Genomic DNA, 25,519 nt, shown 5'->3' with positions numbered 1-25,519 from the left:
CCATGTCAATCGAGATGGCGTCTGCCGAGATAGCATCGATGCTCTTGGCAGACGGGCGTCTGCCTACCGGCGGTCACGCTCACTCGTCGGGGTTGGAACCGGCACTGGCGGGCGGACTCCTACAGAGTCAGGTCCCCGACTTCATTCGCGGTCGACTCGAAACAGTGGGACTTGTCGAGGCCGCTGCAGCGGTGGTCACGCGCCGCTGGGCCGTAAGTGCCGGTGGTGCAGGCGAACTCGAGGACATCTCGCGGGAACTGCTCGCTCGGACCCCCAGCGCACCGCTGCGTGAGGCGTCGATTCAGCTCGGGCGTGGACTGGCCAGGCTGGCGTCGCGATTGTGGCCGCAGCACCCCGCGGTGCAGATGCTCATGGCGCTGCCTGGGCATCCGATGCGTCCGCTCGCGTTGGGAGTCTTCACGGCGATCTCCGGGATGGACGACCTGCAGGCAGCCAGATCTTGTTTGTACGACGACGCTCAAACGGTGGCGTCGGCGGCACTGAAGCTACTGCCGGTGGATCCGGCAGAACCGGTCGAATGGTTGCTCCGAGCAGCCCCGACCATCGAAACCGTCGCCGCGGCTGCCGTGGCAGTCGAAGGCGTCACAGATATACCCGCAACAACAGGACCGTTGGTCGAACAATGGTCACTCGAACACCACGCTCGATCCAGGAGGATTTTCCGTGCTTGACAACCTGAACAACACCACCACTGCTGCAAGAGGTTTGAGGCTCGGAGTTGCCGGCCCCGTCGGCACCGGAAAAAGTACCCTCATCGCCACCATCTGCCGCGAGCTCGCGTCGGAGTACGAGATCGCGGTGGTCACCAACGACATCTACACCGACGAGGACGCGCGACTGTTGCGCGCGGCCAACGTACTTCCGATCGAGCGCATCGTCGCAGTCGAGACCGGAGCGTGCCCGCACACGGCCATCCGTGACGACGTGACGCCGAACCTCATTGCGGTCGAAGACCTCGAGCGTCAGTTCCATCCCCTCGACATGGTGATCGTGGAAAGCGGCGGTGACAACCTGACCGCCACGTTCAGCCCGGCACTGGTCGACGCCCAGATCTTCTGCATCGACGTCGCGGGCGGCGGAGACGTCGCACGTAAGGGTGGTCCCGGAATCGAGCGGGCAGATCTGTTGGTGGTCAACAAGATCGACCTGGCCCCGTACGTCGACGTCGACGCGGTCCAGATGGTGGCCGATGCCACGGCCGCGCGAGACGGACTTCCCGTTCTCGCGCTCAGCCAGAAGGATCACGCGACGATCGACCAGCTCAGTGCGTGGCTTCGCCAGGTCATCGCAGCTCACCGCGCGGGTAGTCACACCCCGCAGGATCCGGGGCCGATGGCGCCGCACTTCCATGCCGATGAAGAAGACCACGGACACGGTCACGGGCACAGCCACTCTCACGCTCACTGATGCGCACCGGAGCTACGCGGGTCGTCGTCGAGAGAGTGGGTGACACCGCTGTTGCGCGAGAGCTGATCTCGGGCGACTTCCTGGCCCCGCGGTTCGTCGACGCTCGCGGGCTCACCGTGCGAATTGCCTTGGTAGGGCACAGTGCAACGCTGCTGGCCGGCGACGACCTGCGTATCGAATTCGTAGTCGCTCCGGGTACGTGCCTCGAGGTGATCGAGCCGTCGGGGACCGTCGCGTACAACGCGCGTGCCGGCCGGGCGTCGTGGTCGGCTTCGGCGAGCGTCGGCGCCGGTGCGGCGCTGATCTGGCGCGCGGCACCGTTTGTCGTCGCGGGCGGCGCGGATGTGACCAGGCGCGTGGATATTTCACTGGAATCCGATGCGGTTGCGCTGCTCGACGAGATGATCGTGTTCGGCCGGACCGGCGAAACCGGCGGTGCCCTTCGCTCGGATCAGCGCATTACCGTCGACGGTGACGCGCTGCTCGTGGAAACACTCGACCTGCGTAGCGTGCCGGGCCGTTCGCTGCCGGGAATTCTCGGTGGCCATCGCGTGCTTGGTACGACCATGCTGTTGGGGATCAAGACTTCCGACGTGGTCGAAGGGCACGTGACGCCGCTGGCGGGAGCAGGGATGCTGGCACGGGCCGTGGCCGATCACGCACACGAGGCGAGCGCAGCGTTGGATCCGATCTGGTCGCAGTGGCGTGGGCGGGTTTCGCAGAAGTACAGCGACTGATTCGCCCGACCGTCACACTTCGGGAGGCTGCGTCGTCCAGTATGTGACCAGGCCGAAGAGAGCCGGGCGCACGGGTTTGACGGAGGCATCATGCAGATTGTTGTTCTGGGCGGAACCGGCCAGATGGGAAAGCTGGTCGTCGAGCAGGCGAAAATCGGGGGCCATGACGTCGTCGCCGCCGCTCGATCGACGGGAGTCGACATCTCCACGGGTGCGGGGTTGGACGAAGCATTTGTCGGTGCCGACGTTGTCATCGACGTGAGTGATCACGTCACCAACAGTGCCAAGAAGGCGATCGAGTTCTTCGAGACGGCAGCGAAGAACATCGCCGCGGCCGAAGCCAGAGCGGGCGTTAAGCATCACGTGCTGCTCTCGATCGTGAACTGCGACGATCCGCAGTTGAAGTCCTTCGGGTACTACCAGGGAAAGGCCGCGCAGGAACGCGCGGTGGAAGCGTCGGGCATTCCCTTCACGATCCTGCGATCCACTCAGTGGTTCGAGTTCGGCGAGAAGACCATCGCGCTCTTCGGACTGGGGCCGGTCGCGATGGTTCCCCGGATGCGCTCCCAACCGATAGCGGCGAAGACCGTCGCCGAGGCTCTGGTGACATGCGCTCAGAACGGTCCGACCGGGAGGGCTCCAGATCTCGCCGGGCCTGAGGTCCTCGAGATCCCGGCCATGACGCGTGAGATTTTGAAATACCGTGGCCGACGCAAGTGGCTGATCCCGATCTCGATGCCGGGAGCGGGTAAGGCGATGAAGGGTGGGGCGCTGCTGCCCGGGCCGGGATCCACAACTGCAGGACCCACGTTGAAGACCTGGTTACACGAGAACTGAATAGGAAAGGCGGCCGCGCAAGTGCGCGGCCGCCTTTTACTCACGTGGACGGTTGGGTTCAGAGATCCGGGTAGTTCAGAGATCCGGGTACGAGGTGAGGTTGTCGACCTTCTCGGTGGTTTCCGGCTCTTCGGGCAGCTTGCCGGTCACCAGGAAGATGACGCGTCGGCCGACCTCGACGGCGTGGTCGGCGAACCGCTCGTAGAAGCGGCCGAGCAGCGTGACGTCGACTGCGGCGGCAACGCCGTGCTTCCACTCGCGGTCCATGAGGACGGTGAAGAGGTGGCGGTGGAGGTCGTCCATCGCTTCGTCTTCTTCGCGCAGGCGGGCAGCGCGCTCGGGGTCGCGGGTCTCGAGGACGACCTTGGCGGCCGCACCGATGGAGACAGCGATGCGTCCCATCTCGGCGAAGTAGCCGTTGACCTCTTCGGGAAGCACGTGGTTGGGATGTCGGCGGCGCGCGATCTTCGCGACGTGCAGGGCGAGTGCACCCATGCGGTCGATGTCGGCGACGATCTGGATTCCACTGACCACCGAGCGCAGATCTCCGGCAACGGGAGCCTGCAGGGCGAGCAGCGCAAACGCGCGCTCCTCGCAAATGGTGCTGAGTTCGGTGATCTTGTCGTGTTCGCCGATTACTTGTTCTGCCAGGGACAGGTCTGCCTGGAGCAGGGACTGGGTGGCGCGCTCCATAGCGGCACCTGCCAGTCCTGCCATCTCGCCGAGCGTGTCTGCAAGCTCGGTCATCTGTTCGTTGTAAGCCACGCGCATGAGGTCAGAGCCTACGTGCCGTGAAAGACCAAGTCACAAGCACCAGGTGAACGCAAGGTGAATGAACGCGTGTCAGTCGCAGGTGGTGTCGCCTGCGTTGACGCTGGCGATGTCGGCGGGCAGAGCCGTCGAGGTGCTGGTGTCGACCGATGTCGGATTTGCCGCCAGGATGGTCCCCGGGTCCGCGGGGGCGACGACGGTGCCGGCGAAATTGCTTCCGACGACGACCTCGATCATGTCTCCCATGCTCGGAGCGAGAACGAGAACCGCACCGGGAATCGACGACGCGACAGTGACCGCTTCAGCCTCGTAACCTGCTGCGTAACGCACGACGGTGGTCGACGCTTGAGCATTCGCCAGGCCGGTGGCTGCGCTGAAGTTGCCGACCGTGGAGATCTGGAAACCGTAAGCAGCGAGGCTGTCGGCGATCGTCGCGGCCTGCCCGGCGATTCCCGACGCGTTGGAGACGTCGACCGAGATGTTGTAGGCGCTCATCGCTTCGACGGAAGTGGCGGCGGGCGGCGTGCTGGACGTAGGAGCGGTTGTCGTGGAACTGGTCGACGACGGTGTGGTGTCCTCGCGCTCTTCACCCGGAAGCGGTTCGTCGTCGATGATCGCCTGGAAGAGGGACTTGATCTCGTCGGTGCGAGGAATCTCGTTGCCCCAGTCGTTGGTGCCGTCCGTGGGGACCGTCAAGAACGTGACCGCGCCCGCGTCGACGTTCTGCAGCGAACGGCCGAGGGTGACCAGCGACTTCGTGTCGATGTTCTCGACGAACGTGTCGCTGGTGAAGGCGTTGATGAATCCGTTGAGCTTGCTCGGATTCAGGAGGACCTGGTTGGACAGGGCCGAGCGGAGCAGCGCCGACAGGAACTTCTGCTGACGGGTGATGCGTCCGTAGTCGCCGTTACCCTCGGCTTCGACGTGGCGCGCACGCACATAGTTGAGGGCGGTACGGCCGTCGAGCATCTGCGTTCCGCCGGATGCGAGGACGGTTCCGAGGATGCCGTCCTCGATCGGTCCGGGGGAGCAGACGTTCACGCCGCCGACGGTGTCGACCATGCGCTCGAAACCGGCGAAGTCCATTCCGACGAAGTGCCCGATTTTCAGGCCGGACATCTTCTGGATGACCTTGACCAGGCACTTGGGACCACCGAGTGCGTACGTCGCATTGAGCTTGTCGCCACTGGCGGCCGGGAAGGTTTCGCTGGTGTACTTGCCGGCGTCGTTGTCCCAGCCCTGGCAGATCGGACGTTCGACGTCGAGGTCACGCGGGAAGGAGACGGCGACGACGCGGCTTCGGTCGGCGGGAATGTTCACCAGCATGACCGTGTCGGCTCGGGCGCCTTCGGCGTCTTCGACGGTTCCGGCGCCGATCTCACCGCTCGCACCGGCGCGGGTATCGGTGCCGATGATCAGGTACGTCTCGTCGCCGAGCTGGCCGCCGGCGTCGATGATGTCGTCGGACTCGGTGTCGAGTGCCGCAATCTGATCGAAACCACCTTCGACTGACCGCAGATAACCCCAGACGACGCCGGTCAACGCGAGAGACATGACGGCCAGGAACGCTACCGCCGATCGGCCGATCACTTTTGCGCGATGGCGGCGGCGAATCTTGCTTTGCGCCAGACGGGTAGCGCCGGTGTCACCGACTACCCGCGGCACTGCGGAGGTGACGGGATGTTCTTCGGTGATCCAGTCCGCAGCGGCAGGCGGGACGGTCGGACGCGCGGGAATCGGCCGGGCCGGGGGCGGCGCGGACGCTGATGGAGGTGGAGTCCTGGGTGGCACGGATTTGGTCGGCGCCGGCTTGGGCGGCGCAGCCGGGGCAGGTGGCGGCTTCTTGTCGCCTACCCGACGGACCAACTCGGCGACCGAAACAGAGTCGTCGGTCGGAGGCGAATCCCGGCGGCCGGTCCGTCCACTGCTGCGACGCTCCGGGGGACTGGGTGGTTGCGGTGCTGGTCGCTGAGGTGTGGCAGGGCGCTGGGGCGTTGCCGGTTGGTCCGGTCGGGCATTGCGGAAGCGCTTGTCTGCGAGCGGACGTTCCCAGGGGGCGCGGCTCTCGGGCGGAGGTGGGCCCGAATCGTGATCATCACCCACCGATGCAACCTGTCCCGTCGTCGACTGTCAGTAACTCGTCATTCAGATGCCGGCGTCAACCGGTTGTCGACGAAGCTGGAGCCATATTACTGGTGAATCCTGAGTGCTTCACTCAGAAAGTGATGAGAGTAATCCGACGGCGTGTTCTCGCTAGCCACCGGAGTGCATCATGTCAGCCCCCACCGGCACAAGATCGTCCTCGGGATCGTCGAGCCAACCTTCCGGAAGTGCTACCTGACCGGGCGAGCCTTGGCGACCCCGCGGACCTTCGGCATCCTTGGGGAACGGGACGTCGTGATCGAGCTGTCCGAGCAGGTCGTCCAGTTCGGACAACGTGCTGACCAACGCCATCGAGACCCGCAGATCCGATCCGACCGGGAACCCACGCATGTACCAGGAGACGTGCTTGCGAAGTTCGCGCAAGCCCTTCATCTCACCGTGGTGTGCGGCGAGCAGCTGGGCGTGACGGGCGATGATCTTGGTGACTTCGCCGAGCGTCGGCGGCGTGGCGATCTGTTGTCCGTTGAGAGCTGCGCTGAGTTCCGCGAACAGCCATGGCCGTCCGAGGCAGCCACGTCCGACGACGACGCCGTCGCAGCCGGTCTCGTTCATCATCCGGGCAGCATCCGAAGCATCGAAGATGTCACCGTTGCCGAGGATCGGAACGTCGGTGACGTGTTCCTTGAGACGCGTGATCTCGTTCCAGTCAGCAGTGCCGGAGTAGCGCTGCGACGCGGTACGTGCGTGAAGTGCGACGGCAGCAGCGCCTTCAGCTGCGGCGATCCGGCCGGCGTCGAGGTGCGTGTGATGTTCGGGGTCGATGCCGACGCGCATCTTCACGGTGACCGGAATATCGGTGCCCTCGGTCGCGCGCACAGCGGCCGCGACGATCTGTCCGAACAGCCGACGCTTGTACGGCAGCGCGGAGCCACCGCCCTTGCGGGTCACCTTCGGGACGGGGCAGCCGAAGTTCATGTCGATGTGATCGGCCATGTTCTCGTCGACGATCATCTTCGCCGCGGCGTAGGTCGTATCCGGGTCGACTGTGTACAGCTGCAGCGACCGGGGCGTTTCGGTCGGGCCGAACGTGGTCATGTGCATCGTGGCCGGCTGGCGCTCGACGAGCGCGCGTGCCGTGACCATCTCGCAGACGTAGAGGCCGGACGTGCTGCCTGCACGTTCGAGTTCGAGTTCACGGCACAGCGTGCGGAAAGCGACGTTGGTGACGCCCGCCATGGGGGCGAGGACCACGGGGCTGTGCAGCTCGAGTGAACCGATACGTAGGGATGACATGTCTACCTCTGAACAAATACTTGTGACAATTGGAAGTGCCCGGTACCGAATCCGGTACCGGGCACAGAATAGCTGGTGAAACTAAGAAGCCTGCTGTTCGCGCTTGGCGGCTTCGCGTGCGAGCATGCGATCGCGCTGTTCCTCGAACTTCGTCGCGTTGGCGGCAAGGGTCTCGAGGAAGGTCGCCAACTCTTCGCGCGTGTTCTCGCCTTCGGCGCTGAAATCGTTTCGCTCGAAGATGTTCCACTTGCGCAAGACGGGCCAGACGACCTCGTCGAGGTGCTGGCGAAGGTCGTAGATGCCGTGCTTGGCCATGAGAGCGCCGTTACGACGGAAGTTCGGCATGCCGGCGCCCGGCATCTGGAAGTTCTGGACGATGTTCGCCACAGCCTTGAGAGCCTGATCGGGAGCAAGATCGAGCGCGGCGGCGCAAATGTTGCGGTAGAAGATCATGTGCAGGTTCTCATCAGCGGCGATGCGCTGAAGCATCTTGTCGGCAATCGGCTCGTCGCAAGCCTTGCCGGTGTTGCGGTGGCTGACGCGCGTCGCGAGTTCCTGGAAGGTCACGTAGGCGACCGAGTGCAGCAGGCCGGCGTCGCCCTCGTCGATGGGTGCGCTGTAACCGTTTGTCATGTGTTCCATGCGGAAGCGCTCGAGCTCGACGGGGTCGACTGCGCGAGTGACGACGAGGTAGTCACGCATCACGATGCCGTGACGGTTCTCCTCGGCGGTCCACCGGCCGACCCACGTTCCCCAGGCGCCGTCTTGCGAAAAGTTCTCGGCGATCTCGCGGTGGTACGAGGGCAGGTTGTCCTCGGTGAGCAGGTTGGTGATCATCGCGGCGCGAGCTACCTCGCCGAGCTGTGACTGCTCGAGGCTCCAGTCTTCGCCGCCCATGGCTGCGAAGTTACGACCCTCGTCCCACGGAACGTAGTCGTGTGGATGCCATTCCTTGGCCATGGAGATGTGGCGGTTGACGTTCTCCTCGGCAACCGGCTGCAGCTCTTGTAGCAGCTCCAGCTGCGTCAGAATCCTCGTCATTTCTTGCCTCCATGTTGAGTGAATGCGCGACTTCGCCCCAGCCTACGGCACCGTAGGTTTGAAAAGAATGGCATGAAAATTGCTCCCCTCGAGGGATGTTACCGATCCGTAGTTATCCGGGGGCACTTTCACGACCAAGTCGTTCTTTCGACGTAGTCGCGGAACGTCCGGGCGGGATCGGACAGCTCGCGGCTCTTCGACCAGATCAGCCCTATTTTTCGCTGTGCTCCTTCGATCGGTACGTAGACGACTCCTTCGGCCCAGATCGGTGGATCCTGCACCGGCATGACCGAGACACCGAAGGACGCGGAGACCAGTCCGCCGACCGTTGCCAGCTCGCTGCTCTCGAAGACGAAATTCGGAGTGAATCCTGCGGCCGCGCACAGTTCATCGAGAATTCTTCGCATCCCGAAGTTCGGATGCATACCGATGAACGGTTCGTCGGCCGCGTCCGCAAGCTCGACCGAATGCAACTTCGCAAAGCGATGATCAGCCGGAACAGCCAATGCCAGTGACTGCTGGGCGATCTGCATCCATGCCACCTGCGGATCACGCGGCTGCGGCGAGACGACGGCCAGGTCGGACGTGCCGGCGGCAATTCTGTCGACCAGGAACTGTGCACTGTTCTGATGCAGTTCGAATCGCACTCCGGGATGCTCGACGCGGTATCCGCGCAGCATGTGCGGCACCAACCAGGTGCCGAACGAGTGGAGGAAGTCGAGCCGGACCGTGCCGCTTTCGGGGCTCGCCAGCGACTGGATTTCGCTCTGCGCCGCGTCGAGTGAGTGAAGAGCGGTGCGAGCGTGTCGGTAGAGGATCTCGCCGTACCGGTTCAGTTCGAGCCGGCGTCCCTGACGGTCGAAGAGCGTCACTCCGATCTGTCGTTCGAGGCGTGCGAGTTTGCGCGAGAGTGTCGGCTGCGACAGGTGAGTCAGATCCGCGGTAGCGGTCACCTGTTGGGTTTCGGCGAGAACGACAAACCATTCGAGGTCTTCGGTCAGCATCACGAACCCAATCTATATACCTATGACGCATATAGAACTCCAAGTTTATGCATTTTCTTTTGTCGAAGCGCGGCGGGAGGATTCTTACCGGAGGTAAGCGATGCCTGGAGGTATGTGGTGACTGTCGAGAATGTGATCGAATCCGAAGTGGTGCCGCTTCGCCGCGGAACACCGGGGTATCGCACGGTGACCGTTGCGTTGTTCGCGGCCGGGCTGTCGACATTCATCTCGATGTACGCGGCACAGGCATTGCTGCCTGCGTTCGCCGAAGGCTTCGACGTCTCGCCCGCGGTGTCTGCACTTTCGGTCTCGGCGACGACGGGCATGTTGGCGTTGGCGATCATTCCGGCCAGTGCGCTCTCCGAGCGGTTCGGTCGCACGCGGGTGATGATCGCGTCGGCGTCGGCGTCCTGTGTGATCGGTTTGTTTCTGCCACTCAGTCCGACGATCGAGGTTCTGCTGATCGGACGCGCGGCGCAAGGCTTGGCTCTGGCGGGGGTCCCGGCGGTGGCGATGGCCTATCTGGCCGAGGAGGTCGATCGCAAGGACCTCGGTGCAGCGATGGGAAGGTACGTCGCCGGCACGACGATCGGTGGGCTGATCGGACGGCTGGTTCCGTCGGCCGTCGTCGATTTCAGTACGTGGCGCTGGGCATTGGTGACTGCGGCCTTGCTGTCAGCGTTGTTCGCGCTCACCATGATCCGGAAGCTCCCCGCGTCGAAGTTCTTTCGCCCGCAACCGGTGTCGGTGCGTGCGATCGCATCGAATCTACGACGCCACCTTGCGAACCCGTCGCTGCGCACGCTTTTCGCCTTGGGGTTCATCCTCATGGGCGGATTCGTCTCGATCTACAACTTCCTCGGGTTTCGGCTCACGGCAGCTCCTTTCGGACTTCCTGAAGCACTTGTCGGCCTGGTCTTTCTCTTCTACCTCGCCGGAACTTTCACCTCAGCGGTAGCCGGCGGGGCCTCGGACCGGCTGGGTAGGCGCAGTGTTCTGCTCGGCTCGGTTGTTGTCATCGGTATCGGTCTGGCACTGACTGTTCCGGACAATCTGGCGTTGACTCTCGTGGGGATGCTGCTCTTCACCGGAGGATTCTTCGCGGCACATTCGGTGGCCAGCGGTTGGGTGGGGCTGATCGCGACCGATCACCGGGCCGAGGCGTCGGCGTTGTATCTGTTTGCCTATTACGCGGGTTCGTCCGTGGCGGGCGCCCTCGCTGGTCTCGCGTACGCGGGCGGCGGTTGGGGTGGGGTCAGTGCCTTTGTGGGCGCGCTGCTGTTGGTTGCGTTTGCATTGTCGCTGAGGATGTTTCGATCTTCGACGGTCGAATGACAGAGCACTGCGGCGACCCCGAACGGGATCGCCGCAGTGCGAATCTGTCGAGCGTCTTACTTCTTGCCGCCGCCGAGGAGGCCGCCGAGCAGGTCTCCGAGGCCGCCGCCACCGGATCCACCCAGGATGCCGCCGAGTGCGCCGCCGATGCCGCCGCCGGAATTGCCGCCGCCGCCGAGAATTCCGCCGAGGAGATCCCCGAGCCCGCCGCCACCGGAGGCCTGAGTCTGCGCGCCGGCACCGCCACCGGTGAACTGCTTGGCGAGGTAGGCCAGGACGATGGGAGCGAGGATCGGCAGCAACTGCTTCACCAGATCGTTTCCACCGCCGCCACCGACACCGCCCAGTGCGCTGGCGACTTGATCGGTGTTGCCGCCGAAGATGTTCGAGACGATCTTCTGACCGTCAGCGGTGTCGACTTTGCTGATGTCGACGCCGTCGTCGAGAAGGCTGGTGTCGGCGTGCGACTGCAGCGCACTTTCGAGTGAGGCTGCGCCTGCGGGATCCTGAGCGTTGGCGCCGAGGCCACCGACGAGGGTCGGAAGTGCAGTCTTGACCGCCGATTCGGCAGTTGCCTGGTCCACGCCGAGTTGCTGCGCGATCTGGTCGATGGGGATCTGGGATAGAAGGTCGTCAAGCGATGCCATTGATGCCCTACCTCTTCTGGGGTACTACTCGTCAGTACCCGGCTGTTGCAGACACTAGTGAATGTCGGCGTCGACGGTAACCCTCCGGTTGCCGAGCGGTCAGGCTCGGGTCTTCTCGCGGGGGACCAGACACGCTAGGAGAGCGAGAATCAGTCCGCCGGCCGTCAAGATGAATCCTGTCTGATTTGTCAGGATCGTGGAGTAGTTTTCCCTGATGACATTGTCGAATTGATCGTTCACTCGGTAGTAGAACGTGCCCAGAGTTCCCAATCCCACGATGATTCCGATCCACGCTGAAATACGAGAACCGAACAAAGCGGCGATCAGAATCAATACGGCTGCAGCGAGCAGAAGTATCGCCATCGAACGGTAGAAGGTCACGGACTGATCGCCGAGTTGCTCGATTGCCCACCCGGCCGGAAAACCGTCCCGCAGGTCCTCGAGGCGAACGTTGTTGGGTTTGACCCCGGCCAGTACGTACATGAACGAGCCGACGGCAACGGCGATTCCACAAATGAGCAGAACCAGATGAACTAACGTGCGCATGCCACTCTCCCTGTGTTCGGAGTTCGGTAACGCGGTCGTCGCCGAGCCTAGCTGTGTCGCGGGTGTCAAGCTCGGTATCGAGCGTGCAGAATCGTCTCCATGCCCGACAACATGCGTCGACTCGAAGAGATCTCGTTGTCCCTGCCGGAGGCGGAGCGCGTCGACATCGAAGCGTGGGACGGTCACCCGACCTTCCGGGTCCGCGGCAAGAACTTCGTGTTCTGCAACGTCGAAGCCACCTCCTTGACCGTCAAGTTGAGCAAGGAGGAAGCCGAAGCGGTGGTGGCCACCGAACCAGGTGCAAGCGCTGCCGGCTACGGTCTCGGTCGGCACGGGTGGGTTGCGCTCGACATCGGCACCGACGTTTCCGAGGAGAAATGGTCGCAACTGGAGGAGTGGATCTACACCTCGTTCACCCTCGTTGCTCCGAAGCGGCTTGCCCGGATCGTTCTCGATGCGGATGAGGAACGCCCGTAACGGATAGATTCGTCAGTACAGACGCCGACTAGACGAGGATTTGTCATGACGACACCGGAAACTTCACCGGCCACCGAAAAACCGGGCATGCCGCCGTGGGCGAAGAAGGCCATCGGGATCGCAGTGATGGCGGTGGTCCTGGTCATCGCTTACTTCATCCTTGCCGCCTTCCTTCCGCGTTGGTGGGCGCAGCGAATTGCGTCGTTGGCGAACGGCAGCTTCAGCGCCGGAATCGCGTGGGGACTGCTGTTCGGTCTCGTCTGCACCCTGGTCCCGCTCATCTTCTTCCGAGCGGTCTGGCAGGTGCGCAAGCGCAAGCATGCTCGAATCATCCAGATCACGGCTCTCGCGTTGGGTGTGATCTTCGCGCTGCCGAACCTGCTCTCTCTGACAGTTGTTCTCGGCAACAACAATGCAGCGCATGCGGGCGAGCGGATCCTCGACGTCGACGGCCCCGGTTTCCGCGGAGCCTCCGTTGTCGGTGCAGTCCTGGGCGTTGCGTTGTTCCTGGGTCTTGTTGCGCTCGGCTATATGTACAAAAAGCGTGGCAAGGATCTCGACAAGATGCGCGGTGAGCTCAAGCAACACGAGCCGCAGAGTAAGGGCGAGGCTCCAGCCCCGGAAATCTGAGTCAGCTCTTCGACCGAGTACTCAGGCCGACACCGACTCCGACGGTTCCCGCCGCCACCAGTCCGGCGAGCGGGACCGCCCAGTGTCCGGCAAATGTGCAGGCGAGAACCAGGATTGCGCTCACCGGTAGAACAGCCTGCTCGATCCTGTCACGCTTGAAGTGTCGTGAGTGCATGAGCCACACGAAGATCAGGAACATCGCGGCGGGGATCGTGACCGCGGCAGATGCTGCGAACGTCGAAATGTGCGCCTCGCCAACTGCTTCCTCGACGGCTACTTCGATGCCGGCGCCGATGGCCGCAGCGGATCCGAATACGAAGTAGTGCCCGTATCCCCACAACAGGACGGCGCGATTGCCCTGGTCTGCGAGGTACTCGTGGATCGGGACGGCGAAGTAGATCCACAACGCGGAGAACACGATCAGAACTCCGCCGACAGCAATCGGAATCAGTAGGTCGGCGGCGTCGAAATCACGAATGCCGGATTGGACCGCGATGGTGGCGGCAGCAATGGTTTCGCCGAGCATGATGATGGTGAAGAGGCCGTAGCGTTCGGCGATGTGTTGCGGGTGCCACGGAGTCTGATGGTTGCGCTCGGCGATTGCCGGCACCGCGAGTTCGGCGATCATGAGAACGAAGAAGCCGGGTATCCACGCCGACGCCGGCATCAGGAGCAGCACGATCCAGCCGGCCTGGACGATCACGAGCCCGGCGGCGTATTGCATAGCAGTGGTTCGCGCTGCACCGGATTCACCGCTGGCGGCTCGAAGCCATTGGCAGGTGAGCGCAATTCGCATGATGAGGTAGCCGACGATGGCCGTCGTACGGTCGGTTCCGTCGAATGCGTCGGGGATTCCGGCGGCGAAGACGAGCACGCCACAAATCTGTACGAAGGTCGCGACCCGGTAGGGGACGTCGTCCGTGTCGTAGGCAGACGCGAACCAGGTGAAGTTCACCCACGCCCACCACAGCGCGAAGAAGACGAACATATAACCGGCGATGCCGTCGACGTAGTGGCCCTCGGCAACAGCATGCACCAGTTGAACTCCGGCCTGTGCGGCCGCAACCACGAAACACAGGTCGAAGAACAGTTCGAGTGGCGTCGATGCGCGATGGTTCTCGTCGCGGCTGCGTGCGCGCATCCGGATGATCGGCATAACGGCCCGGCCGTGGCCCGCGCCCGTACTGGTGTGTTCTGTCATCGTCCCCACCTTGCTCCGACGTCTAGTGCAGGAGCGCAGTCTAGGGCGAATTCCGTCGGGTCGACGAATGAGACATTTCGCCCCTCACCACACGAGAACGGGTTTGATGACGCGCCCCGACGCTTGATCTTCGACGGCTTTGTTGATGTCGGAGAAGGCGTAGCGCGTCACCAAGCGGTCGATCGGAAACCGGCCACCAGTGAAGAGTTCGACGAGTTCGGGGATGAACGTCGAGACTTCCGACTCTCCTTCGATGCATCCTCGAATTGTCTTTCCGCTCAGCATGATGTCGGCCATGTTCACCTCGACCGTGGATGCTCCGAGTCCGACTACCGCCAGTGTTCCCCGTGCTCGAAGTGATGTGACGGCTTGATTGATCACGGAGCCGATTCCGGTGGTGTCGAGGGAATGCGTCGAACCTCCGTCGGTGGCGGCGCGGACCGCGTCGAGCGCATCTTCATTCGAGGGATCGACAGTGACGGCGCCGAATTCCTCGGCGAGTTCGCGCCGCTGCGCAACGGGGTCCACGGCGACCAGGGTGGAAACGCCGGCAGCCCTCGCCGCCAGCAGCGCTGCGAGTCCGACGCTGCCTGCCCCGAAAACGACAAACGTCGAGTCGGGCTCGGGGCGAAGTAGATTCAGCACGGCACCCGCGCCGGTTTGAAACCCGCAGCCGAGCGGAGCCGCGACGGTCAGGTCCACTGCAGAATCGACGACGACGGTGTTGTCGGCAGAGGCTATGACGTATTCCGCGAAGCTGGACTGGCCGAAGAATGCGGACCGTATCGGAGTTCCGTTTCGCCGGACCGGCGTCGAGCCGTCAGTGCGTGCGCCAGAGCTGTTGAGCCCGTGTGAGCTTTCGCAGTACGCCCGATGGCCGCTGAGGCATTGCCTGCATACACCGCAACTGCGGTAGCTCAGCAATACGTGATCACCAGCCGCGATGTTGTCGATCGACGAGCCAACGGCTTGCACCACGCCGGCGCCTTCGTGTCCGAACACGCAGGGCCCGAGCTTTTCCGGTAGCACCGTCTTCGTGAACAGATCCGTGTGGCACAGGCCCGTCGCGACGATGCGAACCAGGATCTCGTCTGCGCGGGGTTCGTCGATCTCGACGGTGTCGAGTGTGAAGGGGGAGTGCGGGCCGTGTGAGAGCGCCGCTGTCATCTGCATGGCGGACGTCGAATTCTGTTCGGCGCGAATCACGCTCGCTCGAGCAGGAAGTAGTAGTGCTGTCCGCCGTCGAGAACCAACGCCGATTTTCCGTTCATGATGCCCATTAGCGTCGAATCGTCGACTTTCTTGAAATGGTCGAAGATCGGCGCGCCGTCGTAGACCATCGTCGCCGTGACTTCGCCACGGAACTCGATGTTCCACAGACTTGCCTCGCCATTGCCGCTCTTGACGTCGGAGTAGAGGTTGCCGTCTTCGTCTCGGCAGATCAACGGCTTGGCATCCTCGACGGAATTGAAAGTCTTGCCGTACCAGCGGCTCGCGAACAGTTTTTCGTGCAGACGATGACCGGTGGCGAAGTCGTCGCCCTTCCATTCGCCGAGGATTTCTTCGGCGGCAACGGTTTCCAGCGCGGCCCACACTTCGTCGAGTTCTGCTGGTGAAACACCACTTTCCGATCCACGGAGCCGGGTGAATGCGGTTCGAGCGTCATCGAGATTCATGTCTCTCCTTGCGTCGGCGGGTGAGTTGGCCGAAGTTCGCGAACCAAATTGTTCGTCAACTCTGCACGCTACGCCGAACCGGATGGTTCGGCAACGGTCGATTCGTTCTAGGCTGTGAACATGCGCTCAGCAGGGGAAGCCACGAGAGACCGCATTCTGGCGGCCGCAAAGGACGAATTTGCGACGTACGGCCTGGCCGGCGCGCGGATCAATCGGATCGCCGCGCAAGCGCGTGCCAGCAAGGACCGTCTCTACGCGTACTTCGCGAGCAAGGAAGAGTTGTTTTCTGCCGTCACTGAGCAATGGACGTCCGAAACCACAGCGGAGACAGCGCTACGAGGTGATGATCTGCCGGGGTATGCAGGTCGACTCTTCGACAACTACGTCGCGCATCCCGAGAACGCTCGATTGCAGCAATGGGCGGATCTCGAAGCACCGGACGTCATGAGCGAGGACGACATACGAAGCAAGACGTTCCGGCCGAAGGTAGCCGAGATTCGCAAAGGTCAACTCGAGGGACACATCGACCCCGAGTGGAATCCCGCGGAGTTGATTCTGTTGATCACCGACATCGCCCGGATGTTCGCGCTCAAGTCGTCCCGTCCCGTCGCTCAGCGTCGCGAGGCTGCGGTCGGGGCGGTTCAGCGGTTGATCGCGACGTGACGAACCGGATGTGCAACGTGATCAATGGCCAACGCCGCGTTCCCTTGTGCTCTCGCACGAGGGGACGCGGCGTTGAATTCCAGTTCGGAGCGGGTCAGAGCTTGACCGACGGCTGACCACTCCTGATACGACTTACCTCGGATCGAGCGAATTCGACTCGGCCGGTGTTGGTTCCGTGGGAGTCTGCCAGAGCGTCGGCGAGGTCTGCCGCGGCTTCGAGGACGTATTCGGCGCGTTTACGGGCCGCGTGTCCGCCTGCAGATTTGCGGAAAGCCCTGCGTGCCTTGTGGTCGCCGCACAGAGCGACGAATTCTTCGTCCGTGATGACACCACGGTCGACTTCCGGTGCCAGGATGTCGCTCAGGAACTGGCGTTCACGTGGAACCGTCATTCGAAACACGCGGACCACGAGGGTCAATGCAGCGCCGACCATGACAAAGAAGAGCGGAAAGAGGAGTGCATTCTTGCCTTGTGTCAAGGCACCGGCGGAATCCCACAGGCCGTGGAGCAGCATCGCGGTCGCCATCAGCGCGAGTCCGCGCCCCACACGACGCGGTTCCGCCGGCCGTCCCAGTAGATAGACGAGTCCGGCACCGAAGATCGCACTGTACAGAGTGTGTGCGGCCACTCCGAATACCATGCGGAGGATGATCGTCGGCATCGCAGCGCCGACCGGATCGGCTCCGAACTGCGACGCGGCCGAGTTCAAGGCGTACAGAACGTCTTCGAAGATCTGGAAGCCGAGTCCGATGAAGGCGCCGAGGATGAATCCGTCGAATGCGGTGCGTACCAATCGAGATGCCAGTGCGATGAGCAGGAGCAACCCGATGCCCTTGGCGATTTCTTCGGTGAACGGAGCTGTCAGGCCGGGGCCCCAGTCCGATGCCCACGCCTGTCCGAATGTCTTGGCGTACAAGGACAAGATGGCGTCGTTGGCGTTTGCGGCCATCACCCATGTAGCGGCGAAGCTGCCCCACAGGAACGCAACGACGATCAGTTTGACCGGTTGGCGCGCGTACCTGTCGATATGCTGCGTGAACCACCAGAAGATGGCGCCGTACACACCGAACAGCACCAGCGAAAGCGCGATGGCTTCTCCGTAAGCGCCGGCGGACGACGACAGCAGCGAGAAGAATTTGAAGGCGCCGCTCACCACCAAAGCGAGGTAAACCCAGAAAGCGGCGTTGCGCGGCTGGTAGAACGTAAACGACCTACCCCAACCGGAGTTCTCGATCGCACCGGCGCGGGTGAGGAGATCGTTTGCGGGTTGTGTTGTGGGAGTGCTCATCAGGAACCCTCTCCGGCTCGGTGGCTGATGCTCACGATCATGTGAGCAATGTCGTCCGTGATGGTCGGAGCTACATCGCTCGGCCCGGTGGAGACAACTTCGATGCCTTTTCCGTCGATGACAAATGCTGCGATCACGCCGTCGGCAGTCGAGTTCGAGTAGCTGGTGATGACACCACGAATGCCGCTCGCCGTGGTGATCGAGGAAGAGTCGCCGCTGACGCGCAAAGACTCTGCTGTTGCCAGGGCGTCCGAGGTCTTTTTGATCTGTTCGAGTAGAGCGTTCGCGTCACCGGCGAAGGGTGCCGTGTAGACGGTGAACAGTGCACCGCTGTTCACCAGAGTTGCGCGCTGCGGGAACGAACCGGAGACGGGAGCATCAGTTTCGCGGACCCCGTCTGTGATTCCCCAGCCGACGGCGGGAACGAAGGTGATGCCGTCTTTGAGTTCCATGACATCCCCGGCCACGACTTCGTCGTCGTAGGCGACAGAGTTGTTGACGGCCGGGATGAGGATGCTCATGACTATCGCAACGGCCAGCACTATCGCTGCCGGGATGATGGTCACTCGGTCCAGGCCGAACCATCTACGGTCGACGGGAACCCAGCGATCCTCGGGTTCGAATGGCGTCCGCGGCGGGTCGTCCCGCACTGTGGTTTCCGTTTCGGTCATGTTTGCCCGGGCTTTCGTGAGTGCTTGGTAAGGCGTTCGCGGGCCGCAGTATCCGATTTGTACTGCACGCCGTTTGTGCTGGGTCGACAGCGAATCTGAGGAGTGCGCCTCAGGGGGTAAAAGTACCAAACAGAACGATTCAGGCAGGACGTGAACCTGGACATCGCTTTGGGGGAGTTTCGAAAGGCGCCGGCCCCGGCGTCTGCACGATGTTTACGTGATTCTCAGTATTGGTGCGTAGCTTGGTCGTTGGCTCGTTGACGCCCTCGGGATGTTGACGTGCCGCCCAAACTTTTGTTGTCGACTGTTCAGATACTGGTGAGCTAAAGGATCGCGGCCGGCCACCCGTACTGAATATCGTCGACACTCAGCGTGTTCCTTAGACGCGCGCACCTGTTCAGTATCTGGAGTGGAACCGTGTCTCAGTGGCCGTGCCAATGAAGATCTCGAAGAAGGTAGCCCTGGTGCTGGTGGCTGCATTCGCGTTGACGTTGGGTTCGGCGGAAGTCGGAACCGCCCGCGCAGACACGTCTGTCCGGGTGAGTGTGGCCGGTCATGTTGTGAGCGCCGGACACTTCGAGCAAGTGCGGCGCCCCAACCGGTGTGTGAAGGCTGGGCCGGGGAAGTCGAAACCGAGCGAGCAGAAGTCCACGAATCGCAGTGGGCGTCGAGGTAGCGGGGGATGCTTCTGACGTGGTTGCGAAGTTCCGCAATCAGCCGTCCTAAATCTGTAACACGTTCTAATCTTGCGTGATGGACGTGACCTATGAGGGGACCAAACGCGAAGTCGCTACCGACAAGGGGACTTTGCGTTATCACAAGACGGGCGATGGTCCGCCGTTGATCCTGTTGCACGGCTCAGGGATCGGTGTGAGTGGTTGGCGGAACTATCGGGGGAACCTCGAGGTATTCGCGAAGCATTTCCACTGCTACATCCTCGAGTTCCCGGGTTTCGGCGTGAGCGATCCCGTCGACGGCCATCCGGTGATCACGGCAGCGTCGTCGGTGATCCGATTCATGGACGCGCTGGGAATCGAATCGGCTGCGATGATCGGCAATTCGATGGGTGGGGTAGTCGGCGTCAACGTCGCGATGAGGTTCCCGGAGCGTGTCTGCAGGCTGGTCACCATCGGTGGCGTCGGCCCGAACATCTTCAGTCAGAATCCAAGTGAAGGTACCCGTCTCCTGCAGGACTTCGCCGATGCTCCCAGCCGTGAGAAGTTGGTTCGATGGCTCGAATGCATGGTGTACGACAAGACTGTCGTCACCGAGGCGCGGATCGAGGAACGATGGGAAACGGCCAACGATCCGGCCTCGCACCAGGCATTGACCGCGATGTACGGATCCAAAGCCTTTGCCGCTCAGCAGCAGATGATGTCCAACTCGGATGTGCCGCCGTACTGGTCGATGATGCACAAGGTGCAATGCCCGACCTTGCTGACATGGGGGCTCGACGACAGGCAGTGTCCACCGGACATGCCGATGATTCCGATGCGACTGATTCCGAACGCCGAACTGCATGTATTCCCGAACTGCGGGCACTGGGTGATGATCGAAGCCAAGGAGGCATTCGAGCGCGTGAGCCTCGAGTTCCTGCTTCGATGACCTGCTGATGCATTCACGTGGCACGGATTGATGTGGCACGAACGCACAAGACCCGGCGCCTCCGAATGAGGCGCCGGGTCTGTGTTTGTGCCCCCAGTAGGACTCGAACCTACGACCTGCGGATTAAAAGTCCCAAATCGGCAATATAGCAAGCTGCAACATAGTGAGTTATAACGTTGCCGGGCAACAGGTTTCAGATTATCTGAGTGTAACCGGACGTGCCACAATATGACCTGATATAGCCCTAGTGTGTGGCACGTTTCGTGGCACGGCGGCCGTACCCCTTGGGGGTATCGCCTAAGGCAGTACGAATTGAGTCCCACTGAGTCGTCGCAAGATGGGCGTATCGCTGCGTCGTGACGATTGATTCATGGCCGAGTAACTCTTTCACTGCCATTAGCGGGACCCCCGCCTGAACCAGACGCGAAGCGTAGGTGTGCCGGAGGTCGTGCACCCGAGCTGGCGGTATCGGCATCTTCTTCTGCTTCTTTAGGATCGCGCTCGCATCCGCGATCGCAGCCTCCCATCGGTGCCGAAAGTTGTCACCATCCATCGGCCGACCCTCAACACCCTTGATTACTCGGAGTCCGGGCATTACGAGTCCGGTGTGCGCTCGCGCTGAACGTACATACTTCACTGGAGCGGGGCGGCCTGGTCCGCGGGACTCCAGTTCGGCCTTGAGTCGCTTCGCCAACTCCTTCGAGATTGGCACAACTCGATTGCTGTAACTCTTCGTCGACTTGATCTGCTGCCCCGTTGGATCCCATGATCGACACACCGAGATTGTGTTATGTGCCAGGTCCACTGATTCCCAGTGCAGGCCAAGCCCTTCTCCGAGCCGCATTCCAGTGCCGAGAAACAGATGCACCGCGAACGTGTCTCGATCACTCAAATGGTAGGTGATGTCTGCGATTTCCTGATCTGTCAGATACCTTTCCAGTGCGGACCCCGACTTCGGGAGAGTTACGCCGATGCAGGGTGATTTATCAACCATCCTGGCGGCAACAGCTGCCTTGAGGGAGCTAGACAGAAGGTGGTAGCACTTGATTACGGTAGACGGCGCAAGCCCGGCGTCTTCAAGTTCTCGCAGCCACACCTGAACGTCATGTGTAGTAATGTCTCTAAGCTTCACGCGTGCCCACTTCGGACGGACATGGTTCTTGAGTCTCCCCTTGTCTCGCGCCTCTGTTGACTCTGCGACACGGCGTGCGGATTCCCATCTTGGCTCCCACTCGCCCCATGTAATTCTCTGAGACTCAAAGTCGGTCGGACTGGAGCGCTCCTTATCCTCGGCTACTTGAGCCTTTGCGATCGCCTGCTTCTCTCGTGGCCATACTCCCGCCGATCGGTCCGTCCCGGAGGCGTCCCGATAGCGGCCCTGCCACTTCCCGGAGGCGAGCTGCCTTGCAGATGCCATCAGTCACCTCGATTCTCTTGAACTACAGCAGAGTCGCCCATCGTCAAGTTCACCTGAGTTGCATCGATGTGCGGCACTCCGGAGTCAATCAGTAATTCCGGGATCGGCAACCCTTGTCCGACACGTGAGAGGATCCGCATGATCACGGCCATGGTTTCGGGGAGCTTGTCCCTGGGCACCCGCGCCACGAGTGGGGCGAACACGCCCAACATGTCTCGCACCTCATGTGTGATCAGCCCGTAGTCGGATGGAGTTACGCCAAGTGCCGAGAAAATCTTGACGAGGTTGTCCTGTTGTCCCGCTGCGCCATTCTCGATTCCTTTGATGGTTCCTGCCGGCACTTCGGATTCGCTTGCCAATTGGTCCCTTGTCCAGCCGACCGCATCTCGGATGGCGCGTATTTGCGGCCCGTATGACCGCCGTTCTGTTTCGTCCATGACTTCTGCTCCGTTGTGCAGGATGTGCGACGTGATTCGCCGCAGTGTAAGTGCGAGTTGAGGTTTCAGATAAAGGTTGATTCCTCAATTCGCACTCGAGTTTTCAAGGGTGGCAATAGACTTCGTTCAATGCCATAGAGAGCGTTCAACTGAAGATTACCGCCCCTGAAGGGCCGACTCGAGGGAAATCCATTATGCCGAACCGGGTTGCGTTCTTGTGTCCAATTCTGACCGTCAGCCCTCATGAGCTTCATGTTCTCGGCATCGTCCCCTGCGAGGCGTCGGAGGAGATCTTCTACCAGGTGGACCGCGGCGAGATCATGGCCGAGATCGGCGCTCTCGTCTCCACCGAAGGGAAGGTCTACGTAGTTCCTCGACATGGGTGCACTGAACTTCAGTGGTCCCTATTGCTGGGCGCGGCCGAGTACGCCTTCCTTTCGACGCCGTCAGCGCAGGGTGGTTGGTACTTCAATCCTGATGCTGAGGAGTGTTGGGAGACGTATGTTTCCGTTCATATTCCCTCCGCTCCCGCTCGTCAAGAGGCACTACTTTCGGACCAGCGCGCCGAGGACTGGGGTCGGGCTGCTGCCTAGAGGCAGCAATCATGGGGGCTCCGCCAAACCCAGCTTCTCCATCAAGCGTCGGATTGCGCGTCGCGTCCTGCGTGCTCGTGTCTTCATTGCCTAACTCCTGTCGTTGCGCTACCAGTACGCGAAGCAGCCCGATTACTGCTTCACGCTCTTTCGGCGACAGGTCGTCAACACCTGGGGGTAGCTCCGCTGCAAACGGAGGGCCCGGTACGCGACGCCCAGCTGCCATGAACGCGGTCTCTTCGCCAACGCCGGCCAGCCATGCAATCGCCCGGATGGTGTCATCCGAGGGAGTGGACTTGTAGCTCCCACTCTCGATCGCATTAAGCGTGGTGCCGACGATCTTGTAGCCGGCTGCCTTTGCCTGCATGGCCAGCTGGCGGATCGATGTCGCTCGCTCCCTGCGAGCTTTCCCGATCAAGCCTTGGAGACTGTCGACCTCGTTCATGGTTGATACGTTCCCCTGCTGGTTGTCGCTTGTGCCAGATGGCTGTGCGAATTTCGTGACAAGTAACAAACACATCATTGCAGGGTTGGGCAGTGTTTCGCCGCTTGTCCTCTTGACAAGTGGATGACAAATGCTGTGTACTCTACTTGTCAAACCAAACATGGGAGAGCATGATGAGACGAGTACGACCACCTGTTCGACGAAAGGACGTTTGGATGAGGGTCAAGGACCCCGGCCAGATCCGGAGATGGAGGAAGCAGTGCCACTACAGCCAGCGCGAACTCGCATTCCTTTGTCGGAAGAGTCAGAACGCCATCTCGCTAGTCGAGAAGGGTGAACTGAGAAACATCACCGAAGACTTCGCTGTCGCACTAGCCGGTCGCCTCGGCGTCCCGTGGGAGGACCTCTTCGAGGCTCACGAGATTGAAGCCAGGCCTGCTGTTTCAAGTGCTGTGCGCAGCGTTGGTGAGAAAGTCCCCGCATAGAAAAAGCCGCCACCTGCTCGAACAGATGACGGCCAGCGAACCCCACCACACAGAAAAGGAATCCAATGACAGATCTTACTTTGTTCTCCGGCGAATCGCCCTTCGACTCAATCCGTCAGGTTCGGCCAGATGGTTCGGAGTTCTGGTCGGCCCGCGACCTCATGCCGCTACTTGGATACGAGAAGTGGGAACGGTTCGAGGACGCTATCGATCGGGCTGTCGACAGTATGCGAAATAGTGGGCAAGACCCCTTGCGTAACGCTTCCCGGCGACGGGAAGCGATCGCGAAGACCGCCCGCACCAACTGGCATCTCTCCCGCTTCGCTTGCTATCTCGTGGCCATGAATGGTGATCCCCGTAAGCCGGAGGTCGCTGCCGCGCAGGCATATTTCGCGATCCGTACTCGTGAGGCTGAAGTAACCCCCAAGCCCGCAGAGTTGTCGCGGCTCGATCTGATTGAGATCGCCCGCTCTGCCGAAGTGGAACGCCTGGAACTCGAAACAAAGGTTGGCGAGCTCGCACCAAAGGCAGAGTATGTCGACAGATTCGTCACCGACTCTGATCTACTCAGCTTCCGCACAGTCGCATCCACGCTTGAGGTCCCCGAGTCCGAACTCCGTCGAATGCTGATCGAGCACGGATGGATCTATGTCGAGTCCGCAACGCGATGGTCCGAATCGAAGCAGGAAAAAGAGTCCATCAACCGGTACTCGGAGTACTCGCACAAGAAGCCGTACTTCCGTCGCATTGAAGAACATAAGGCTCCGCGATTCCGCGGCGAAGTTATGCACACGTTGAAGATCAGTCCAGCTGGCGCGAATGCGATTGACCGAGCGGTGGCGCGTTGGCTGTCGGGCGAAAAGGATGCAGCATGAGTGCAATCATCGAATCCCCCTGGATGGATGTGAACGAGGCCGCGGCTTACATGCGCCGGCATCCCGTCACTGTCCGCAAGGATCTTGAGTCCGAGCGCCTTCTCGGGTATCAGCGCAAAGCACCGAATGGTCACTGGCGAATCCATCGCGACGACTGCGATCGGTTCCTCCGTGGCGAACGACCATTGTCGGTGGCGTCATGACCATCAACGCCCTCCGAGCCACCATCCTCGCCGCTACCTTCGGTCTCGCTGCCTGGGTTGTCGTGGTGTGGACGATCGTCACTCTCGCCGATGGGAGGTTGTCATGAACCGAGATCGACTTGTCGGACAGGATTTCGCAGCAGCCGGAGCCAGGCTCAAGGCATGCCGCTCCAAGGCGGGCCTGTCCCAGGCGCATCTTTCCCGGAGGTTGTCCGAGGTTGGGCTGAAGATCCACCCGACTGCAATCTCAAGAATCGAATCCGGTTCACGCGCCTCAACCTTTGTTGAGATCGCATGGATCTGCCAGATCCTTGACGTTGACGCACGGGATCTGGTCGAGGCGGTGACGGAACCCCCACCAGGGACGTCGATTCCGCGAGCCATGATTCGCACCTTCGACGGTCTCGAGGTCGACACCATCGAGCCCATCCCCGCGCACAACCTGTCAGCCCAGATGACCGACCTCGCCCACGGTGGCTACTGGAATTGCGAACTCACCGGTGGTGGATGTGTCCAGCAGTTCGGTGATGAGCTTCTCGTCGGCCCGGACGAACAGCATCTAGTTCCCCTCGCCCTCACCGGCTGACCCCCAATCTCCGGTGACGTCAACCGAGTAAGACCGCGACCGGTCCCGATGGCCGGCACCCCGACGTCACCGGCTCAACTTCCCACTCCTCCCTGAAAAGGACATTTTGTGATGACGCATACCCAAATGGCCCCGGCGTACGTGGCCGCAAGCAACAAGAAGTGCCCCCTGACTGTGCCGTTGGCGGCGCTGGAACCGGTCGATGCTCCTGTGTTCGACGCTCTCACTACGGCTCTCGCGGTTCAGTGGCCGGATGAGTCGGATGTCGATCCGTACGACTTCGACGAGATCACTGTCGAGGACGGCGAGATCTACTTCGCCGATGAGGATCGTCTCGATGAATTGCCAACGGAGCCAGCGCCTCCGCTGGTTACGAACTTCGGCGTCATAGCCGGGGGAGTGTGCACCACCATCGTCGTGGTTGCACTCGGAGTCATTCACCACTTCGCGCCCTTCGGCGGTGTGGCATGAGCGGCGCAGTGTCGGGCGCACTCTTCTCGGTAGTCGGCCTACTCCTGTGCTTAA

30 protein-coding genes are annotated in these 25,519 nt (G+C 61.7%); 16 read left to right on the top strand and 14 right to left on the bottom strand.

Annotated elements, in window-relative coordinates:
• Window positions 1–2: 2 nt before the first annotated feature.
• From B0E55_RS08490 to B0E55_RS08475, 4 genes are all read left to right on the top strand, one after another.
• Window positions 3–692 (top strand): urease accessory protein UreF, encoded by a 690-nt coding sequence (locus B0E55_RS08490; RefSeq protein WP_069145682.1) that lies wholly within the window; start codon window positions 3–5, stop codon window positions 690–692.
• Window positions 685–1,428 (top strand): urease accessory protein UreG, encoded by a 744-nt coding sequence (gene ureG, locus B0E55_RS08485; RefSeq protein ID WP_020908922.1) that lies wholly within the window; start codon window positions 685–687, stop codon window positions 1,426–1,428. Before B0E55_RS08490 ends, ureG begins: the two co-directional genes overlap by 8 nt.
• Window positions 1,428–2,165 carry an urease accessory protein UreD gene (locus B0E55_RS08480; protein ID WP_241896035.1) on the top strand — a complete coding sequence of 246 codons (738 nt, stop codon included), beginning with the start codon at window positions 1,428–1,430 and terminating at the stop codon, window positions 2,163–2,165. Before ureG ends, B0E55_RS08480 begins: the two co-directional genes overlap by 1 nt.
• Before the next feature lie 90 nt (window positions 2,166–2,255).
• A complete protein-coding gene (locus B0E55_RS08475; RefSeq protein WP_020970607.1) occupies window positions 2,256–3,002 on the top strand; it encodes an SDR family oxidoreductase in 747 nt (248 codons plus the stop codon).
• Between the two features lie 75 nt (window positions 3,003–3,077).
• On the opposite strand, the gene phoU is transcribed toward B0E55_RS08475, so the two are convergent.
• The 5 genes from phoU to B0E55_RS08450 all read right to left on the bottom strand — a co-directional run bounded on the left by phoU (window position 3,078) and on the right by B0E55_RS08450 (window position 9,217).
• The gene (gene phoU / locus B0E55_RS08470) at window positions 3,078–3,773 is read right to left on the bottom strand and encodes a phosphate signaling complex protein PhoU (protein WP_003940130.1); all 696 of its coding nucleotides are present in this window, start codon (window positions 3,771–3,773) and stop codon (window positions 3,078–3,080) included.
• 72 nt (window positions 3,774–3,845) lie between these two features.
• Window positions 3,846–5,876 (bottom strand): LCP family protein, encoded by a 2,031-nt coding sequence (locus tag B0E55_RS08465; protein ID WP_029536959.1) that lies wholly within the window; start codon window positions 5,874–5,876, stop codon window positions 3,846–3,848.
• A gap of 150 nt (window positions 5,877–6,026) precedes the next feature.
• Entirely contained in the window at window positions 6,027–7,169 is a 1,143-nt protein-coding gene (dusB, locus tag B0E55_RS08460) for a tRNA dihydrouridine synthase DusB (protein ID WP_003939756.1), read from the bottom strand.
• A gap of 81 nt (window positions 7,170–7,250) precedes the next feature.
• Complete coding sequence (locus B0E55_RS08455; RefSeq protein ID WP_080909530.1) at window positions 7,251–8,210, bottom strand: acyl-ACP desaturase; 960 nt, start codon at window positions 8,208–8,210, stop codon at window positions 7,251–7,253.
• Between the two features lie 128 nt (window positions 8,211–8,338).
• Window positions 8,339–9,217: a LysR family transcriptional regulator gene (locus tag B0E55_RS08450; RefSeq protein ID WP_046379182.1), complete on the bottom strand. Its 879-nt coding sequence runs from the start codon at window positions 9,215–9,217 to the stop codon at window positions 8,339–8,341.
• 114 nt (window positions 9,218–9,331) lie between these two features.
• Between B0E55_RS08450 and B0E55_RS08445 the strand changes: the two genes are divergently transcribed.
• Window positions 9,332–10,549 (top strand): MFS transporter, encoded by a 1,218-nt coding sequence (locus B0E55_RS08445; protein ID WP_080909651.1) that lies wholly within the window; start codon window positions 9,332–9,334, stop codon window positions 10,547–10,549.
• 56 nt (window positions 10,550–10,605) lie between these two features.
• Here B0E55_RS08445 and B0E55_RS08440 read toward each other — a convergent pair whose 3' ends face one another.
• Together B0E55_RS08440 and B0E55_RS08435 are read right to left on the bottom strand one after the other, a co-directional pair.
• Window positions 10,606–11,196 carry a DUF937 domain-containing protein gene (locus tag B0E55_RS08440; protein ID WP_003940105.1) on the bottom strand — a complete coding sequence of 197 codons (591 nt, stop codon included), beginning with the start codon at window positions 11,194–11,196 and terminating at the stop codon, window positions 10,606–10,608.
• Between the two features lie 99 nt (window positions 11,197–11,295).
• Window positions 11,296–11,742 carry a hypothetical protein gene (locus B0E55_RS08435; protein ID WP_020970602.1) on the bottom strand — a complete coding sequence of 149 codons (447 nt, stop codon included), beginning with the start codon at window positions 11,740–11,742 and terminating at the stop codon, window positions 11,296–11,298.
• Between the two features lie 99 nt (window positions 11,743–11,841).
• Here B0E55_RS08435 and B0E55_RS08430 point away from each other — a divergent pair, with 99 nt between their 5' ends.
• Window positions 11,842–12,219 (top strand): MmcQ/YjbR family DNA-binding protein, encoded by a 378-nt coding sequence (locus tag B0E55_RS08430; protein ID WP_007733864.1) that lies wholly within the window; start codon window positions 11,842–11,844, stop codon window positions 12,217–12,219.
• Between the two features lie 45 nt (window positions 12,220–12,264).
• Window positions 12,265–12,849, top strand: coding sequence for a hypothetical protein (locus B0E55_RS08425; protein WP_019745075.1), 585 nt, complete (start codon window positions 12,265–12,267; stop codon window positions 12,847–12,849).
• 1 nt (window position 12,850) lies between these two features.
• On the opposite strand, the gene B0E55_RS08420 is transcribed toward B0E55_RS08425, so the two are convergent.
• The 3 genes from B0E55_RS08420 to B0E55_RS08410 form a co-directional block, all read right to left on the bottom strand.
• On the bottom strand, window positions 12,851–14,050 hold the full coding sequence (locus B0E55_RS08420; RefSeq protein ID WP_080909529.1) for a low temperature requirement protein A: 1,200 nt from the start codon (window positions 14,048–14,050) through the stop codon (window positions 12,851–12,853).
• Window positions 14,051–14,134: 84 nt separating this feature from the next.
• Entirely contained in the window at window positions 14,135–15,223 is a 1,089-nt protein-coding gene (locus B0E55_RS08415) for an NAD(P)-dependent alcohol dehydrogenase (RefSeq protein ID WP_080909650.1), read from the bottom strand.
• Between the two features lie 29 nt (window positions 15,224–15,252).
• Complete coding sequence (locus B0E55_RS08410) at window positions 15,253–15,726, bottom strand: DUF4334 domain-containing protein (protein WP_019745072.1); 474 nt, start codon at window positions 15,724–15,726, stop codon at window positions 15,253–15,255.
• 120 nt (window positions 15,727–15,846) lie between these two features.
• On the opposite strand from B0E55_RS08410, the gene B0E55_RS08405 reads away from it, so the two are divergent.
• Window positions 15,847–16,389: a TetR/AcrR family transcriptional regulator gene (locus B0E55_RS08405; RefSeq protein ID WP_029256113.1), complete on the top strand. Its 543-nt coding sequence runs from the start codon at window positions 15,847–15,849 to the stop codon at window positions 16,387–16,389.
• A gap of 94 nt (window positions 16,390–16,483) precedes the next feature.
• Here B0E55_RS08405 and B0E55_RS08400 read toward each other — a convergent pair whose 3' ends face one another.
• Both B0E55_RS08400 and B0E55_RS08395 read right to left on the bottom strand, forming a co-directional pair.
• Window positions 16,484–17,677, bottom strand: coding sequence for a PrsW family intramembrane metalloprotease (locus B0E55_RS08400; protein ID WP_080909528.1), 1,194 nt, complete (start codon window positions 17,675–17,677; stop codon window positions 16,484–16,486).
• Entirely contained in the window at window positions 17,677–18,348 is a 672-nt protein-coding gene (locus B0E55_RS08395) for a hypothetical protein (protein WP_080909527.1), read from the bottom strand. The genes B0E55_RS08400 and B0E55_RS08395 overlap by 1 nt, the downstream gene beginning before the upstream one ends.
• Window positions 18,349–18,773: 425 nt before the next feature.
• On the opposite strand from B0E55_RS08395, the gene B0E55_RS31520 reads away from it, so the two are divergent.
• Both B0E55_RS31520 and B0E55_RS08390 read left to right on the top strand, forming a co-directional pair.
• Window positions 18,774–19,040: a hypothetical protein gene (locus B0E55_RS31520; RefSeq protein ID WP_133053418.1), complete on the top strand. Its 267-nt coding sequence runs from the start codon at window positions 18,774–18,776 to the stop codon at window positions 19,038–19,040.
• Between the two features lie 61 nt (window positions 19,041–19,101).
• A complete protein-coding gene (locus B0E55_RS08390; protein WP_080909526.1) occupies window positions 19,102–19,953 on the top strand; it encodes an alpha/beta fold hydrolase in 852 nt (283 codons plus the stop codon).
• 244 nt (window positions 19,954–20,197) lie between these two features.
• Here the strand turns inward: B0E55_RS08390 and B0E55_RS32625 are convergent, their stop codons facing one another.
• Both B0E55_RS32625 and B0E55_RS08380 read right to left on the bottom strand, forming a co-directional pair.
• A complete protein-coding gene (locus B0E55_RS32625) occupies window positions 20,198–20,947 on the bottom strand; it encodes a tyrosine-type recombinase/integrase (RefSeq protein ID WP_443216806.1) in 750 nt (249 codons plus the stop codon).
• A gap of 422 nt (window positions 20,948–21,369) precedes the next feature.
• Window positions 21,370–21,807 carry a helix-turn-helix domain-containing protein gene (locus B0E55_RS08380; RefSeq protein WP_080909524.1) on the bottom strand — a complete coding sequence of 146 codons (438 nt, stop codon included), beginning with the start codon at window positions 21,805–21,807 and terminating at the stop codon, window positions 21,370–21,372.
• 194 nt (window positions 21,808–22,001) lie between these two features.
• Here B0E55_RS08380 and B0E55_RS08375 point away from each other — a divergent pair, with 194 nt between their 5' ends.
• The 6 genes from B0E55_RS08375 to B0E55_RS08350 all read left to right on the top strand — a co-directional run bounded on the left by B0E55_RS08375 (window position 22,002) and on the right by B0E55_RS08350 (window position 25,465).
• A complete protein-coding gene (locus B0E55_RS08375; RefSeq protein ID WP_080909523.1) occupies window positions 22,002–22,400 on the top strand; it encodes a hypothetical protein in 399 nt (132 codons plus the stop codon).
• A gap of 660 nt (window positions 22,401–23,060) precedes the next feature.
• Window positions 23,061–23,330, top strand: coding sequence for a helix-turn-helix domain-containing protein (locus B0E55_RS08370; protein ID WP_241896034.1), 270 nt, complete (start codon window positions 23,061–23,063; stop codon window positions 23,328–23,330).
• Window positions 23,331–23,395: 65 nt separating this feature from the next.
• Window positions 23,396–24,205, top strand: a complete 810-nt coding sequence (locus B0E55_RS08365; protein WP_080909522.1) for a phage antirepressor KilAC domain-containing protein — start codon at window positions 23,396–23,398, stop codon at window positions 24,203–24,205.
• Window positions 24,202–24,408 (top strand): helix-turn-helix domain-containing protein, encoded by a 207-nt coding sequence (locus tag B0E55_RS08360; RefSeq protein WP_080909521.1) that lies wholly within the window; start codon window positions 24,202–24,204, stop codon window positions 24,406–24,408. The genes B0E55_RS08365 and B0E55_RS08360 overlap by 4 nt, the downstream gene beginning before the upstream one ends.
• A gap of 103 nt (window positions 24,409–24,511) precedes the next feature.
• Window positions 24,512–24,994: a helix-turn-helix domain-containing protein gene (locus B0E55_RS08355; protein WP_157902077.1), complete on the top strand. Its 483-nt coding sequence runs from the start codon at window positions 24,512–24,514 to the stop codon at window positions 24,992–24,994.
• 111 nt (window positions 24,995–25,105) lie between these two features.
• A complete protein-coding gene (locus B0E55_RS08350) occupies window positions 25,106–25,465 on the top strand; it encodes a hypothetical protein (RefSeq protein WP_133053417.1) in 360 nt (119 codons plus the stop codon).
• The last annotated feature ends 54 nt before the right edge of the window (window positions 25,466–25,519 follow it).

This window comes from Rhodococcus sp. 66b (assembly GCF_002076325.1).
GTDB classification, from domain to species: Bacteria; Actinomycetota; Actinomycetes; order Mycobacteriales; family Mycobacteriaceae; genus Rhodococcus_F; species Rhodococcus_F erythropolis.
This window is presented reverse-complemented; position numbering and strand designations above follow the sequence as displayed.

Excerpts from the sequence above, each read along its gene's own strand:
- B0E55_RS08490 (WP_069145682.1), top strand. The coding sequence starts at position 3 with ATGTCAATCGAGATGGCGTCTGCCGAGATAGCATCGATGCTCTTGGCA.
- B0E55_RS08480 (WP_241896035.1), top strand. The coding sequence starts at position 1,428 with ATGCGCACCGGAGCTACGCGGGTCGTCGTCGAGAGAGTGGGTGACACC.
- B0E55_RS08475 (WP_020970607.1), top strand. The coding sequence starts at position 2,256 with ATGCAGATTGTTGTTCTGGGCGGAACCGGCCAGATGGGAAAGCTGGTC.
- phoU (WP_003940130.1), bottom strand. The coding sequence starts at position 3,773 with ATGCGCGTGGCTTACAACGAACAGATGACCGAGCTTGCAGACACGCTC.
- dusB (WP_003939756.1), bottom strand. The coding sequence starts at position 7,169 with ATGTCATCCCTACGTATCGGTTCACTCGAGCTGCACAGCCCCGTGGTC.
- B0E55_RS08455 (WP_080909530.1), bottom strand. The coding sequence starts at position 8,210 with ATGACGAGGATTCTGACGCAGCTGGAGCTGCTACAAGAGCTGCAGCCG.
- B0E55_RS08440 (WP_003940105.1), bottom strand. The coding sequence starts at position 11,196 with ATGGCATCGCTTGACGACCTTCTATCCCAGATCCCCATCGACCAGATC.
- B0E55_RS08435 (WP_020970602.1), bottom strand. The coding sequence starts at position 11,742 with ATGCGCACGTTAGTTCATCTGGTTCTGCTCATTTGTGGAATCGCCGTT.
- B0E55_RS08430 (WP_007733864.1), top strand. The coding sequence starts at position 11,842 with ATGCCCGACAACATGCGTCGACTCGAAGAGATCTCGTTGTCCCTGCCG.
- B0E55_RS08425 (WP_019745075.1), top strand. The coding sequence starts at position 12,265 with ATGACGACACCGGAAACTTCACCGGCCACCGAAAAACCGGGCATGCCG.
- B0E55_RS08420 (WP_080909529.1), bottom strand. The coding sequence starts at position 14,050 with ATGACAGAACACACCAGTACGGGCGCGGGCCACGGCCGGGCCGTTATG.
- B0E55_RS08415 (WP_080909650.1), bottom strand. The coding sequence starts at position 15,223 with ATGCAGATGACAGCGGCGCTCTCACACGGCCCGCACTCCCCCTTCACA.
- B0E55_RS08410 (WP_019745072.1), bottom strand. The coding sequence starts at position 15,726 with ATGAATCTCGATGACGCTCGAACCGCATTCACCCGGCTCCGTGGATCG.
- B0E55_RS08405 (WP_029256113.1), top strand. The coding sequence starts at position 15,847 with ATGCGCTCAGCAGGGGAAGCCACGAGAGACCGCATTCTGGCGGCCGCA.
- B0E55_RS08400 (WP_080909528.1), bottom strand. The coding sequence starts at position 17,677 with ATGAGCACTCCCACAACACAACCCGCAAACGATCTCCTCACCCGCGCC.
- B0E55_RS08395 (WP_080909527.1), bottom strand. The coding sequence starts at position 18,348 with ATGACCGAAACGGAAACCACAGTGCGGGACGACCCGCCGCGGACGCCA.
- B0E55_RS08390 (WP_080909526.1), top strand. The coding sequence starts at position 19,102 with ATGGACGTGACCTATGAGGGGACCAAACGCGAAGTCGCTACCGACAAG.
- B0E55_RS32625 (WP_443216806.1), bottom strand. The coding sequence starts at position 20,947 with ATGGTTGATAAATCACCCTGCATCGGCGTAACTCTCCCGAAGTCGGGG.
- B0E55_RS08380 (WP_080909524.1), bottom strand. The coding sequence starts at position 21,807 with ATGGACGAAACAGAACGGCGGTCATACGGGCCGCAAATACGCGCCATC.
- B0E55_RS08375 (WP_080909523.1), top strand. The coding sequence starts at position 22,002 with ATGCCGAACCGGGTTGCGTTCTTGTGTCCAATTCTGACCGTCAGCCCT.
- B0E55_RS08370 (WP_241896034.1), top strand. The coding sequence starts at position 23,061 with ATGAGGGTCAAGGACCCCGGCCAGATCCGGAGATGGAGGAAGCAGTGC.
- B0E55_RS08365 (WP_080909522.1), top strand. The coding sequence starts at position 23,396 with ATGACAGATCTTACTTTGTTCTCCGGCGAATCGCCCTTCGACTCAATC.
- B0E55_RS08360 (WP_080909521.1), top strand. The coding sequence starts at position 24,202 with ATGAGTGCAATCATCGAATCCCCCTGGATGGATGTGAACGAGGCCGCG.
- B0E55_RS08355 (WP_157902077.1), top strand. The coding sequence starts at position 24,512 with ATGAACCGAGATCGACTTGTCGGACAGGATTTCGCAGCAGCCGGAGCC.
- B0E55_RS08350 (WP_133053417.1), top strand. The coding sequence starts at position 25,106 with ATGACGCATACCCAAATGGCCCCGGCGTACGTGGCCGCAAGCAACAAG.